This is a genomic window from Sphingopyxis sp. MG, from assembly GCF_002953155.1.
Taxonomy (GTDB): domain Bacteria; phylum Pseudomonadota; class Alphaproteobacteria; order Sphingomonadales; family Sphingomonadaceae; genus Sphingopyxis; species Sphingopyxis granuli.
Genome location: NZ_CP026381.1, coordinates 2,392,102 through 2,404,299 on the forward strand (window position 1 = coordinate 2,392,102; position 12,198 = coordinate 2,404,299).

13 protein-coding genes and 1 other RNA gene are annotated in these 12,198 nt (G+C 66.3%); 7 read left to right on the forward strand and 7 right to left on the reverse strand.

Translation table 11 applies throughout. The features are described 5' to 3' along the window. Nucleotides 1-2: 2 nt before the first annotated feature. Nucleotides 3-635, reverse strand: a complete 633-nt coding sequence (locus tag C3E99_RS11025; protein WP_076076318.1) for a cation transporter — start codon at nt 633-635, stop codon at nt 3-5. A 68-nt stretch (nt 636-703) separates the two neighbouring features. Here C3E99_RS11025 and C3E99_RS11030 point away from each other — a divergent pair, with 68 nt between their 5' ends. Together C3E99_RS11030 and C3E99_RS11035 are read left to right on the forward strand one after the other, a co-directional pair. Further along, a complete protein-coding gene (locus C3E99_RS11030; protein ID WP_076076321.1) occupies nt 704-1,117 on the forward strand; it encodes a MerR family transcriptional regulator in 414 nt (137 codons plus the stop codon). Nucleotides 1,118-1,125: 8 nt separating this feature from the next. Continuing rightward, the gene (locus C3E99_RS11035; protein WP_067105463.1) at nt 1,126-1,452 is read left to right on the forward strand and encodes a YnfA family protein; all 327 of its coding nucleotides are present in this window, start codon (nt 1,126-1,128) and stop codon (nt 1,450-1,452) included. 201 nt (nt 1,453-1,653) lie between these two features. Here the strand turns inward: C3E99_RS11035 and ssrA are convergent. After that, nucleotides 1,654-2,011: a transfer-messenger RNA gene (gene ssrA, locus C3E99_RS11040) on the reverse strand. Between the two features lie 23 nt (nt 2,012-2,034). Beyond that, complete coding sequence (gene mscL, locus C3E99_RS11045) at nt 2,035-2,448, reverse strand: large conductance mechanosensitive channel protein MscL (protein ID WP_067105404.1); 414 nt, start codon at nt 2,446-2,448, stop codon at nt 2,035-2,037. 123 nt (nt 2,449-2,571) lie between these two features. Here mscL and C3E99_RS11050 point away from each other — a divergent pair, with 123 nt between their 5' ends. The 4 genes from C3E99_RS11050 to C3E99_RS11065 all read left to right on the forward strand — a co-directional run bounded on the left by C3E99_RS11050 (nt 2,572) and on the right by C3E99_RS11065 (nt 5,322). Next, nucleotides 2,572-3,168, forward strand: a complete 597-nt coding sequence (locus C3E99_RS11050) for a LemA family protein (protein ID WP_067105405.1) — start codon at nt 2,572-2,574, stop codon at nt 3,166-3,168. Nucleotides 3,169-3,283: 115 nt separating this feature from the next. Further along, complete coding sequence (locus tag C3E99_RS11055; RefSeq protein WP_234002674.1) at nt 3,284-4,054, forward strand: TPM domain-containing protein; 771 nt, start codon at nt 3,284-3,286, stop codon at nt 4,052-4,054. Nucleotides 4,055-4,067: 13 nt separating this feature from the next. Then, the gene (locus tag C3E99_RS11060) at nt 4,068-4,748 is read left to right on the forward strand and encodes a TPM domain-containing protein (protein WP_104959785.1); all 681 of its coding nucleotides are present in this window, start codon (nt 4,068-4,070) and stop codon (nt 4,746-4,748) included. A 28-nt stretch (nt 4,749-4,776) separates the two neighbouring features. Further along, nucleotides 4,777-5,322 (forward strand): NUDIX hydrolase, encoded by a 546-nt coding sequence (locus C3E99_RS11065; protein ID WP_067105407.1) that lies wholly within the window; start codon nt 4,777-4,779, stop codon nt 5,320-5,322. Nucleotides 5,323-5,401: 79 nt separating this feature from the next. Here the strand turns inward: C3E99_RS11065 and C3E99_RS11070 are convergent, their stop codons facing one another. From C3E99_RS11070 to carA, 4 genes are all read right to left on the reverse strand, one after another. Further along, nucleotides 5,402-6,037, reverse strand: coding sequence for a rhomboid family intramembrane serine protease (locus C3E99_RS11070; protein WP_067105408.1), 636 nt, complete (start codon nt 6,035-6,037; stop codon nt 5,402-5,404). Nucleotides 6,038-6,050: 13 nt separating this feature from the next. Then, nucleotides 6,051-6,527 (reverse strand): transcription elongation factor GreA, encoded by a 477-nt coding sequence (gene greA, locus C3E99_RS11075; RefSeq protein WP_067105409.1) that lies wholly within the window; start codon nt 6,525-6,527, stop codon nt 6,051-6,053. A 97-nt stretch (nt 6,528-6,624) separates the two neighbouring features. Then, nucleotides 6,625-9,981: a carbamoyl-phosphate synthase large subunit gene (carB, locus tag C3E99_RS11080; protein ID WP_104959786.1), complete on the reverse strand. Its 3,357-nt coding sequence runs from the start codon at nt 9,979-9,981 to the stop codon at nt 6,625-6,627. Nucleotides 9,982-10,368: 387 nt separating this feature from the next. Beyond that, nucleotides 10,369-11,553 (reverse strand): glutamine-hydrolyzing carbamoyl-phosphate synthase small subunit, encoded by a 1,185-nt coding sequence (carA, locus tag C3E99_RS11085; protein ID WP_104959787.1) that lies wholly within the window; start codon nt 11,551-11,553, stop codon nt 10,369-10,371. A 132-nt stretch (nt 11,554-11,685) separates the two neighbouring features. On the opposite strand from carA, the gene C3E99_RS11090 reads away from it, so the two are divergent. Further along, nucleotides 11,686-12,138, forward strand: coding sequence for a GatB/YqeY domain-containing protein (locus C3E99_RS11090; RefSeq protein ID WP_067105413.1), 453 nt, complete (start codon nt 11,686-11,688; stop codon nt 12,136-12,138). Nucleotides 12,139-12,198 lie beyond the last annotated feature (60 nt).

A 12,198-nucleotide genomic window follows, 5' to 3' on the forward strand; every position in this document is an offset into this window, starting at 1 on the left:
CCTCAGCGCGCCTCCTGCGCCGCGACCGTCAGGTCGCCGCGCGCATGGCGGAACACGTCGAGACTGCCCCAGATGGCGAGCGCCGCCATGATCGCGGCGACGATCAGGTCGGGCCACCCCTGCCCCGTCCCGAACACGCCCAGCGCCGCGGCGAGGACCGCGAGATTGCCGAGCGCGTCGTTGCGCGAGCAGATCCATACCGACCGCATGTTCGCATCGCCGGTGCGATAGCGATAGAGGAGCAGCGCGACGATGACGTTGGCGGCCAGCGCGGCGGTGCCGATGATCCCCATCGTTTCGGCATGCGGGCTGCTGCTGCTCAGAAATCCCCACAGCGTCGATGCGAGCACCCAGAGGCCGAAGGCCAGCATCGTCGCCGCCTTGAGCAGCGCGGCGCGCGCCCGCCACGTCAGCGCCATGCCCGCGACGCCCAGGCTGATCGCATAATTGGCGCTGTCGCCCAGGAAATCGAGCGCGTCGGCCTGAAGCGCGCGCGAATCGGCGGCGACCCCGGCGACGATCTCGACCCCGAACATCGCGGCATTGATGATCAGCGCGATCCACAGGATTCGCCGCCATCTGGGATCGTTGAGCGCGCTGGTGCCGCTTTTGCCGGCGCAACATGAATCGGCCATCACCGAACCTCCTTGGGTTTTCGAGTCGGCGTCCTATATGCAGCCTGTAGCAACTACGGGGTCAAGCGATGAAAATCGGCGAGCTTGCGCGGGCCACCGGCACGCATATCGAGACCATCCGCTATTATGAGCGGATCGGCCTGCTTCCGGCGCCGGACCGCACCGCCGCCAATTACCGCAGCTATGGCGACGCGCACCGCGCGCGGCTGAGCTTCGTGCGCCATTCGCGCGAACTCGGGTTCACGATCGACGAGGTCCGGTCGCTGCTCGACCTTTCCGATCATCCGGCGCGCGACTGCGGCGAGGCCGACCGCATCGCGAGCACGCATCTGGAGCAGGTGGAGGGCAAGATCGCGCAGCTCGCCGCGCTGCGCGACGAACTGGCGCGGATCGTCGGGCGCTGTCGCGGCGGGCTGGCGGGCGACTGCCGGGTGATCGAGGCGCTCGGCGATCACCGCCTGTGCGCGGCGGACCATCCGTGACCGCGCCGCTGTCCACCCTCGCCTTCTACATCCTCGCCGCCTTTGCCGAGATCGGGGGCTGTTTCGCCTTCTGGGCGGTGCTGCGCCTCGGCCGCTCGCCGCTGTGGCTGGCACCCGGCGCGGTATCGCTCGCGCTCTTCGCCTGGGCGCTGACGCGCGTCGACGCCGATGCCGCGGGCCGCGCCTTCGCGGCCTATGGCGGCATCTACATCCTCGCCTCGCTGGTCTGGCTGAAAATGGTGGAGGGGGTGGCGCCCGACCGCTGGGATCTGATCGGCGGCGCGATCTGCCTCGGCGGCGCGGCGCTGATCCTGTGGGGGCCGGGCCGCGGATAGGGCACCCTCGGATCGGCAATCATCCCTGCCGACACAGACCTGTTCCCCGGCGCAAGCCGGGGTCCAGATGGCATGGCACTGCCCCGCGTGGACCCCGGCTTGCGCCGGGGAACAGGTTATTCCTGATGCGGAGGACGCAATCGGCACGGGCATGTGGGGAAAGGTGGGACGATTCTGTTGCCCGGCTCGTCCCCAGCCGCTGGTATCCGATTCTGTTGCCCGGTTCGGTCCGAACCGCGTTCTATTTGTCTAACCTTAGGCCGTGAGGCTTATCGGTTAGGCAGCAAGAGCGAGTGCTTCGTTATCGTTAGCACTTATTGGTTTTGAGCCTTTAACGGGTTACTCAGCCCGGAAGAAAACATCGTCTTTGAACACACGTCGATCCTGGTTCGGCCCCGTCAGAAGCCCGCGCACCCCTTCAAAAGCGCGCGGGTTTGTGGTGGAGCCGCCGGGTACTGCCCCCGGGTCCGCTGTGTCTATTCCACGACACCATTTATCCTCATAGCCGGCCGAAACCGGCATTGCCGATATAGGGAGCCGCGGGGCGGTTTGCAACGTGGGCGGCTGGCCGCCGCAGCGCCGCTATTTCCGCCGCAATTCGTCGCGGATTTCGGTGAGCAGGTCGACCTCGGTCGGCGCGGCGGCTTCGGGTCCCTTGCGCAGCAGCCGGTTCACCGCGCGCACCATCAGGAAGATGATGAAGGCGAGGATCAGGAAATTGATCACCGCGGTGATGAAGGCGCCATAGCCGACCATCGCCACCCCGGCTTTCTTGAGCGCCGCATAGTCGGTCGCCGCGATCCCGTCGGGCACGCTGCCCAGCAGGATGAACTTGCTGGAGAAATCGACCCCGCCGAATATCCAGCCGACGAAGGGCATGATCAGGTCCTCGGTCAGCGACCCGGTGATCGTCGCAAAGGCGCCGCCGATGATGACGCCGACCGCCAGATCGATGACGCTGCCGCGTGCGATGAATTCCTTGAACTCGTTCAACATCTTCTCACTCCCGGGAAAATTGGGCGAACCGCCGAGTGGTGCCGCGACGATTGCGCAAAGGCAAGCGTCATCCTATTATGTGTATTGTTGCGGCAAAACGCCGCCGGAGGGAGTTTAGAGACCATGACCATGCGTTCCGCCCGCTGGATGATCGTCCCCGTCGCCGCGCTGTCGCTGTCCGCCTGCGGCATCAACAGCGTTCCCACCAAGGAAGAGGCCGCCAAGGCGAAATGGGCGAATGTCGAGGCCGCCTATCAGCGGCGCGCCGACCTGATCCCCAATCTCGTCGAGACCGCGAAGGGCGCGGCGAAAATCGAACAGGCGACGCTGGAAAGCGTCATCCAGGCACGCGCCTCGGCTACCCAGATCAAGCTGACCGCCGACGACCTCGAAGACCCTGCGAAGGTGCAGGCCTTCCAGCAGGCGCAGGGCAATGTCACCGGCTCGCTCAGCCGTCTGCTCGCCACCGTCGAGCAATATCCCGACCTCAAGAGCCAGGGTCGTTTCGCCGACCTGATGACCCAGCTCGAAGGCACGGAGAACCGGATCAACGTGACGATCCAGGACTATAACAACGCGGTGCAGGATTATAACACGACGATCCGTACCTTCCCCGACATCATCGGCGCCAAGATCGTCCACGGCGCAAAGCCGATGACGCCCTATCGCGCGGTGACGCCCAACGCCAACGTCGCGCCCAAGGTCGATTTCGGGCAATAGGGCCATCGCTATGCCATTTCCCCCGTTCGCCCAGAGCACGAACGGACGCGAGGGCCGCTTCGGTTTCGCGGGATTGTGGGCCGCCCTGACGTCGGCCCTCCTCCTCGCTTTGCTTATGGCGGTCCCCGCCGCTGCCCAGACCTTTCCCCAACTCACCGGGCGCGTCGTCGATCAGGCCGACATCATCCCGCCGGCCGAGGAAGCGAACCTCACCGCCCAGCTCGAACAGCTCGAAAAGACGACCGGGCACCAGCTCGTCGTCGCGACGGTCAACGACCTCGAAGGACAGGACGTCGCCGATTACGGCTACAGGCTCGGCCGCGCCTGGGGCATCGGGGGCAAGGAAGAGAATGACGGCGTCATCTTCCTGATCGCGCCCAACGAACGGCGGATGAACATATCGGTCGGCTACGGCCTCGAACCGATCCTGACGGACGCCCTGTCGGGGCGGATCATCCGCGATCAGGTGACGCCGCGCTTCAAGAATGGCGATTATCCGGGCGGCATCCAGGCCGGGGTGAACGCGATCGCGCAGCAGATCGCGCTCCCGCCCGAGGAGGCCGCGGCGCGCGCCGCCGCCGCTGCGAAGGCAGAGCGCGACCGCGCCGATGACGGCAGCTTCGGCGGCTTCATCTTTATCGGTTTCATCATCCTTTTCTTCTTCGTCCTGCCGATGCTCTCGGCCTTCGGGCGGCGCGGCCGGCGGCATCGCAAGCATCGCCCGTGGGGCGCCGCGCCGATCATCGTCTGGGGCGATCATGACTGGGGCGGCGGTGGCCGTGGCTCATCTTGGGGCGGCGGCGGCTGGAGCGGCGGTGGCGGATTCGGCGGTTTTTCGGGCGGTGGCGGCAGTTTCGGCGGCGGCGGCGCCTCGGGCGGCTGGTAGGGAGGCGGAACGCATGAAAGTCAGCCATGTCAGCGCCGCCGATCACGACCTCGTCACCGCCGCGGTCGCAGCGGCCGAAGCGCGGACGAGCGGCGAGATCGTCACCGTCATCGCCGCGCAATCGAACGATTACGACGATGTCGCGCTCGTCTGGGCGAGCCTGATCGCCTTCCTCGCCATGTCGGTTATCGCGCTGTTTCCCGATTTCTATCAGGGCCTCTACGACCGGCTGACCGGCGGCTGGGGGCACGGCCTGACCGCCAATCAATGGCTTGGCGTCGTCATTGCAGTCGGCGTGCTCAAGTGGATCGCCATGTGGCTGATTCTGTTGTGGCGTCCGCTGCGTCTGTGGCTGACGCCGCGCGCGATCCTCGCCGGCCGCGTCCGCGCCCGCGCGATCGACCTGTTCAAGGTCGGGGCGGAGGCGAAGACGCTCGGCCGCACCGGCGTCCTCCTCTATCTCAGCCTGCGCGAACATCGCGCGGACATCGTCGCCGACGAAGCGATCGCCTCGAAAGTCCCGGCGGAGGTATGGGGCGACGCGATGGCGGCACTGATCGAACGCGTGCGCGCCGGCCGGCCCGGCGAAGGCATGGCAGAGGCGGTCGCGTACATGGGCGTCATACTCGCCGAACATTTCCCGCGCGGCAGCGAAAATCCGAACGAATTGCCCGATCGCCTGATCGAGCTTTGACGCGCTCCATCGCCGCGAAAGGAAAGCCATGTCCCGCCCCGCCCCCGACGCTCCCATCGAAACGCGATGGGAGGGCCGCTTCATCACCGTCCGGCAGCAGGGGACGTGGGAATATGTCTCGCGCTCGCGCGGCATCCACGCCGCGGTGATCCTCGCGATCGACGCGGACGAAAGCGGGCATCACGTCCTGCTGGTCGAACAATATCGCGTGCCGCTGGGGCGCCCCTGCCTCGAACTGCCCGCGGGCCTCGTGGGCGACGACAGCGCGGGCGAGGCGTCGGAAACGGCGGCCGAGCGCGAACTGGAGGAAGAAACCGGCTATCGCGCCGCGCACTGGCGCACGGTCGGCGAATTCTTCAGTTCGCCGGGCATGGTCAGCGAGAGCTTCACCCTGCTCGTCGCCACCGGATTGACCAGGGTCGGCCCCGGCGGCGGAGTCGGCGGCGAAGACATCATCGTCCACCGCGTGCCGCTGACCGGCATCGCCGATTTCGTCGCGGCAAAGCGCACCGAGGGATGCGGCATCGACGTGCGCGTCGCGATGCTGCTTGCGGGAGGCTTGCTGGAGGAATGAGGCTCGTTCGGAACGCGGTTAGCGGGTGCGGTCGGCTTAAACCGGACTCATCTTCCCGTTGATGCAGCTTTAACGCCGCTCACCGCCCCCCGAACCGCCAGCGCAGCAGCGGCCGCGCGAGCAACAGGCCCGCTAGGAAGCCGCCGACATGCGCCCAGATGGCGATGGCGCCGAAACCGGCGCCGCCCGCGAAACCGATCAGCAACTGGACGCCGATCCACGCTGCGGCGAGCCATAGCGCCCGCACCCAATGGCTGGGGATCGGCCCGAGCGCCGGCGCCTGCGACCGGCTGAAGATCAGCGCGAACACCGCGATCAGCGCCGAGATCGCGCCGCTCGCGCCGATCATCGGCACCACCGACGTGGGGTTGGAAAGCCATTGCGCGAATGCGCCGGCGCAGGCGCCGACGACCAACAGGACCGCGATGGCCTTCGTCCCCATCGGCGCTTCGAGCGGCCGCCCGATATAGAGCAGCACGACCAGGTTGAAGATCAGGTGCAGCAGGCTCCCGTGCAGGAAGGCAGAGGTCAGCGGCGTCAGCACGAAAGGCACGAACGGCCCCGGCGGCAGGATCAGCTCGCCGCTCCAGCGCGCCGGCACGAAGCCCGCGCGCACGATCGCCTCGGTCTGGAAACCGCTGAGCGTCAGCACGACGAACAGCGCCGCGCAGAGCAGCGCATAGCCCGTGACCAGCGGCGCGTCCTGCGGCTTCATGCGCGTCCGTCCGTCAGATGAATTCGATCTTCGTCACCAGATAATATTTGTCGCCCGACGGCACGGTGACCTCGATCTCGTCGTCGACGCGGCGGCCGATCAGCGCGCGGCCGAGCGGCGAATTATAGCTGATCCGCCCTTCCTTGGCGTCCGCCTCGGCCTGCCCCACGATCTGGTAGCGCACCGGCTTGTCGTCCTCGTCGGCCAGGGTGACCGTCGCGCCAAAGACGATGCGGTCGCCCGAAAGCGTCGTGGGGTCGATGATCTGCGCGCGCGCCAGCTTGTCCTCGAGATCGCCGATCGACGCCTCGACCTGGCCCTGGCGTTCCTTCGCGGCGTGATATTCGGCATTTTCCGACAGGTCGCCATGCGCGCGCGCTTCCTCGATCGCGTCGACGATCTGCGGGCGCTCGGCCTTCAGCGCGGCGAGTTGGGCGCTCAGCTTCTCATAGCCTTCCGCCAGCATCGGCACCTTTTCAACGCTTGCCATTATCCCATTGTCCTTCGTCAAAAATCCTGTTCCGGCGAACCGGGCGTCGGGCGGCTGAGCCGCTGTTTCCGTCAATGTCGGGGGGTGAAGCGGTGCGTCAATAATAGTCCTGAAGCGGCTTTACTTCAAGACTGCGCGCGCGCAGCGCGCCGATGGCGTGGGTCGCGGCATCGCTTCCCGCCGCCGTCGTGTAATAGGCGACGTCCGCCGCGAGCGCCGAGGCGCGGATCGACTGCGAATCCTGCAGGCTCTGCCACCCCTCGGTGGTGTTGAAAATGAGCTGGACGTCGCCGTCCTTGATCCGGTCGACGATATGCGGACGCCCCTCGGCCACCTTGTTGACGCGCTCGATCGCGATGCCCTGCTCGGCCAGATAGTCGGCGGTGCCGCCGGTCGCGATCACCTGCCACCCCCAGTCGGCGAGTTGCTTCACCGCGCCGACGATCCGCGGCTTGTCGCTGTCCTTGACCGACACGAACAGACGCCCCTCGGTCGGCAGGCTGTCGCCCGCGCCGAGCTGCGCCTTGGCAAAGGCCAGGTTGAAATCACTATCGATTCCCATGACTTCGCCGGTGGACTTCATCTCCGGCGACAGAACCGGATCGGTGCCGGGGAAACGCGCGAAGGGGAAGACCGCTTCCTTCACCGCGACATGCGCGATGTCGCGATTGATCTTCGGCAGGTCGGCCAGCTTCTCGCCCGCCATCACGCGCGCCGCGATCTTGGCGATCGGCGATCCCACCGCCTTGGCGACGAACGGTACGGTGCGGCTGGCGCGCGGATTGACCTCGATCAGATAGACGCTGGCCCCGGCCGGCGATCCGGGATCGGCCTGCACCGCGAACTGGATGTTCATCAGCCCGCGCACGTTCAGCGCGCGCGCCAGCGCGTCGGCCTGCCGCTCGATCTCGGCGACGATGTCGGCGGACAGGCTGTAGGGCGGGATCGAGCAGGCGCTGTCGCCCGAATGGACCCCCGCTTCCTCGATATGCTGGAGCACGCCCGCGACCACGACATCGGTGCCGTCGCACAGCGCGTCGACGTCGACCTCGATCGCGTCGCGCAGATAGCGGTCGATCAGCACCGGCGAATCGCCCGATACCTGCACCGCGGTCTCGATATAATTTTCGAGCTGTTCCTGATCGTCGACGATCTCCATCGCCCGCCCGCCGAGGACATAGCTCGGGCGCGTCAGCACCGGGTACCCGATACGCGCCGCGACCGCGATCGCCTCCTCGCGGCTGCGCGCGATGCCGTTGGCGGGCTGCTTGAGGCCGAGCTTGTTGACGAGCGCCGCGAAACGCTCGCGGTCCTCTGCCAGATCGATCGCGTCGGGCGAGGTGCCCAGGATCGGGATACCCGCCTCCTCCAGCGCCTGCGCGAGCTTGAGCGGGGTCTGCCCGCCGAACTGGACGATCACGCCGACGAGGGTGCCCTTCGACTGCTCGACGTGCAGGATCTCGAGCACGTCCTCGGCGGTCAGCGGCTCGAAATAGAGGCGGTCCGACGTGTCGTAATCGGTCGACACCGTTTCCGGGTTGCAGTTGACCATGATCGTCTCATAGCCCGCCTCCTCCAGCGCGAAGCAGGCGTGGCAGCAGCAGTAATCGAACTCGATCCCCTGCCCGATCCGGTTCGGGCCGCCGCCCAGGATGACGATCTTTTTCCGGTCGCTTGGATTGGCCTCATTCTCGGGCGCGCCGAAGGTCGGCGCTTCGTAGGTCGAATAGAGATAGGGCGTCTGCGCCTCGAACTCCGCGGCGCAGGTGTCGATGGTCTTGAACACCGGGCGCACGCCCAGCCGGTGGCGCAAGCTCCGCACCTCGGCCTCGGTGACGCCGCCGGTCATCGCCTTCACCGCCTCGTGGATCAGCCCGCCACCGCGCGCCGCAGCATGCCCGGCGCCCGGCTGGAGATTCGCCGACTGGAGCGCCAGATAGGCGAGCCTCTTGTCCGAAAAGCCCATCGCCTTCAGCCGCCGCAGTCCTTCGGCATCGCGCGGCAGGCCGTCCGCCACCACGGCCTTCTCGGCCGCGACGATCTCAGCGATGCGGTCGAGGAACCACATGTCATAGCCCGCGATGCGGTTGATCTCGGCGAGCGGCAGCCCCTCGCGGATCGCCTGCGCGGCGACGAGCAGCCGGTCGGGGGTCGGCTTCGCCAGTTCGATCTTCAACTGCTCCGCGCTCGCGCCGACCAGCCGGTCGACGAAGTTGAAGCCCGACAGCCCGGTTTCCAGCCCGCGCAGCGCCTTTTGCAGGCTTTCGTGGATCGTGCGGCCGATCGCCATCACCTCGCCCACCGACTTCATCGCGGTCGACAGCGTCGCCTCGGCGCCCTTGAACTTCTCGAAGGCGAAGCGCGGAATCTTGGTGACGACATAGTCGATGGTCGGTTCGAACGACGCGGGCGTAACGCCGGTGATGTCGTTCATGATCTCGTCGAGCGTGTAGCCGACCGCCAGCTTCGCCGCGACCTTGGCGATCGGGAAGCCCGTCGCCTTCGACGCCAGCGCCGACGAGCGCGACACGCGCGGGTTCATCTCGATCACGATCAGGCGCCCGTCCTTCGGGTTGACCGCGAACTGCACGTTCGACCCGCCCGTTTCGACCCCGATCTCGCGCAGCACCGCGATGCTCGCGTTGCGCATGATCTGATATTCCTTGTCGGTCAGCGTCAGCGCAGGGGCGACGGTAATGCTGTCGCCGGTGTGCACGCCCATCGGATCGACATTCTCGATCGAGCAGATGATGATGCAATTGTCCTTGCGGTCGCGCACCACCTCCATCTCGAACTCCTTCCAGCCGAGGAGCGATTCCTCGATCAGGACTTCGGTGGTGGGGGATGCGATCAGGCCGCCGCGAACGATACCCTCGAACTCCTCGCGGTTATAGGCGATGCCGCCGCCGGTACCGCCGAGCGTGAAGGACGGGCGGATGATCGCGGGCAGGCCGGTGCGTTCGAGCACCGCGAACGCCTCTTCCATCGTGTGCGCGATACCGCTGCGCGCGCTTTCGAGGCCGATCTTGTCCATCGCATCGCGGAACTTCAGCCGGTCCTCGGCCTTGTCGATCGCCTCGGCGTCGGCGCCGATCATCTCGACCCCGAACTTTTCGAGCGTCCCGTCCTGCGCGAGCGCGAGCGCGGTGTTGAGCGCGGTCTGCCCGCCCATCGTCGGCAGCACCGCCCACCCCCCAGGAAACTCGGCGGTCTCCTTTTCGATGATCTTGGCGACGATCTCGGGCGTGATCGGCTCGACATAGGTCGCGTCGGCCAGTTCGGGATCGGTCATGATCGTCGCCGGGTTGGAGTTGACGAGGACGATGCGATAGCCCTCCTCCTTCAGCGCCTTGATCGCCTGCGTCCCCGAATAGTCGAACTCGCACGCCTGACCGATGACGATCGGGCCGGCGCCGATGACGAGGATGGATTGGATGTCGGTTCTTTTGGGCATTCTATTTTCCGATGTATTTTGCTGCGACAACGCCCAAGACCGCGCCGAGGCCGATCTTCAAAACGTCCCACACACCCTTGCCAATAGGAAGTTTGACTACTCGATCGCGAAGCGTCGGCGTACGTGCTCTTTCTAGGGCGACGCGACGCCTTTCTAGAAGGATGTCCGCCTTACCAATCCCTGCATCAGTGATTCTCAAGAGAATCAAATTTGGTCGTTCACTATCTATGACTCTAGCCGCAAAGCCAGTCGCCATCAGTCGACGTGATGCAGCATCAACCTCTCGACCGTCCTTTGAGCACATAGTCTTAGGATTGCCGGGATTATCCTTGAAGTGTTGCCCTTGCCTCAAAGCAAGGAGCAACTCCTCATCAAGAGGCGCTAGAGTCACGTCAACCCACCCACGAACTTCTCGAACAGGTAGAAGCTGTCCTGCGGCCCCGGGCTCGCCTCGGGGTGATATTGGACGCTGAACGCCTGCTTGCCCGTGATCGCGATGCCGCAGTTCGATCCGTCGAACAGGCTCTTGTGCGTCTCGACCACGCCCGCGGGCAGCGTCGCGGCGTCGACCGCGAAGCCGTGGTTCATGCTGGTGATCTCGACCACGCCGTCTTCCGCGCGCTGCACCGGATGGTTCGCGCCGCGGTGGCCTTGATGCATCTTCACCGTCCTGGCACCGACCGCGATGCCCAGCATCTGGTGGCCGAGGCAGATGCCGAACAGCGGAATGTCGCGGTCGAGCAGCCCGCGGATCACCGGCACCGCATATTCCCCCGTCGCCGCGGGGTCGCCGGGGCCGTTCGACAGGAACACGCCGTCGGGCTTGTGGCTCAGCACCTCGTCCAGCGTCGCGGTCGCGGGAACCACGGTGACGCGCGCGCCGGCCTTCACCAGGTTGCGGAAGATATTGTCCTTCGCGCCATAATCGATCGCGACGACATGCGGGCGCGCATCGCCCCCGGCGCTCGCATAGCCCTGTCCCAGCGCCCACGCGCCGCCGGTCCAGTCGCCCGTGTCCGCGCGGCTGACGCCCTTCGCCAGATCGAGGCCTTCCAGCCCCGGCCACCCCCGCGCCATGGCGAGCAGTTCGTCCACGTCGAACCGGCCGTCGGGGCTGTGCGCGATCACGCCGTTCGGCGCCCCCGCGTCGCGGATGCGGCGGGTCAGCGCGCGGGTGTCGATCCCCGCCAGCCCGATCACGCCCTGATCGGCCATCCATTCGGGCAGCGTCTGGACGCTGCGGAAATTGCTGGGCGCCGTCGGCAGTTCGCGCGTGATGCAGCCCACCGCGCCATGCACGCCGCGCTCCATATCCTCCGGGTTCGCGCCGACGTTGCCGATGTGCGGGAAGGTGAAGGTGACGATCTGCCCGGCATAGCTCGGGTCGGTCAGTATCTCCTGATATCCCGTCATCGCGGTGTTGAAGCAGACCTCGCCCACCGCCGCCCCGGCGGCGCCATAACCGATGCCCCACAGCAGCGTGCCGTCGGCGAGGACGAGTACGCCGGTGGCGCCGGCGGGCTGTTTTGCGGGCGCGACTTCAGGCGCGGCGGACGGGGTGGCTGGTGCCATCGAGCATGCTCCGGTGGGAAGGCTAAACGGCCGATCACCTATGCGCCAAAAAAGTGATTCACAAGCTATCGGATTATGAATCTTCCCGCTAAGGGTGCTCCTTTCCGAAATGGCAGCGCAAGAGGACACGCAATGATTCGTGAGGACATCAAGGCTGCGCAGGTTGCCGCGATGAAGGCCGGCGACAAGGCGCGTCTGGGCACCATCCGGCTGATGCTGGCCAAGATCAAGGATCGCGACATCGAGCTTCGCACCGGCACCCCGCCGGCCGACGACGACGTGCTGGTCGTCGACGTGCTGCAGAAGATGGTCAAGCAGCGGCGCGAATCGATTGCGATGTACGAACAGGGCGGCCGCCAGGAACTCGCCGACGCCGAAGCGGCCGAGGTCGCGGTGATCGAGGATTTCCTTCCCACGCAGCTGGACGAGGACGAAGCCAGGGCCGCGATCGCGGCGATCGTCGCCGAACTCGGCGCGACGAGCGTCAAGGACATGGGCAAGGTCATGGCCGCGGTGAAGGACCGCCACGGCAGCCAGCTCGACATGAGCAAGGCGAGCGGGTGGGTGAAGGCGGCGCTGGGCTGAGAACGGATAAAACCGTCTTCCTTCTTCCGTTCGTGTCGAGCGAAGTCGAGACACCCATCT

What these genes read in the sequence shown, in the direction of transcription:
- C3E99_RS11025 (WP_076076318.1), bottom strand. Translation starts at nt 635, where the DNA reads ATGGCCGATTCATGTTGCGCCGGCAAAAGCGGCACCAGCGCGCTCAAC.
- C3E99_RS11030 (WP_076076321.1), top strand. Translation starts at nt 704, where the DNA reads ATGAAAATCGGCGAGCTTGCGCGGGCCACCGGCACGCATATCGAGACC.
- mscL (WP_067105404.1), bottom strand. Translation starts at nt 2,448, where the DNA reads ATGTTGAACGAGTTCAAGGAATTCATCGCACGCGGCAGCGTCATCGAT.
- C3E99_RS11050 (WP_067105405.1), top strand. Translation starts at nt 2,572, where the DNA reads ATGACCATGCGTTCCGCCCGCTGGATGATCGTCCCCGTCGCCGCGCTG.
- C3E99_RS11055 (WP_234002674.1), top strand. Translation starts at nt 3,284, where the DNA reads ATGGCGGTCCCCGCCGCTGCCCAGACCTTTCCCCAACTCACCGGGCGC.
- C3E99_RS11060 (WP_104959785.1), top strand. Translation starts at nt 4,068, where the DNA reads ATGAAAGTCAGCCATGTCAGCGCCGCCGATCACGACCTCGTCACCGCC.
- C3E99_RS11065 (WP_067105407.1), top strand. Translation starts at nt 4,777, where the DNA reads ATGTCCCGCCCCGCCCCCGACGCTCCCATCGAAACGCGATGGGAGGGC.
- C3E99_RS11070 (WP_067105408.1), bottom strand. Translation starts at nt 6,037, where the DNA reads ATGAAGCCGCAGGACGCGCCGCTGGTCACGGGCTATGCGCTGCTCTGC.
- greA (WP_067105409.1), bottom strand. Translation starts at nt 6,527, where the DNA reads ATGGCAAGCGTTGAAAAGGTGCCGATGCTGGCGGAAGGCTATGAGAAG.
- carB (WP_104959786.1), bottom strand. Translation starts at nt 9,981, where the DNA reads ATGCCCAAAAGAACCGACATCCAATCCATCCTCGTCATCGGCGCCGGC.
- carA (WP_104959787.1), bottom strand. Translation starts at nt 11,553, where the DNA reads ATGGCACCAGCCACCCCGTCCGCCGCGCCTGAAGTCGCGCCCGCAAAA.
- C3E99_RS11090 (WP_067105413.1), top strand. Translation starts at nt 11,686, where the DNA reads ATGATTCGTGAGGACATCAAGGCTGCGCAGGTTGCCGCGATGAAGGCC.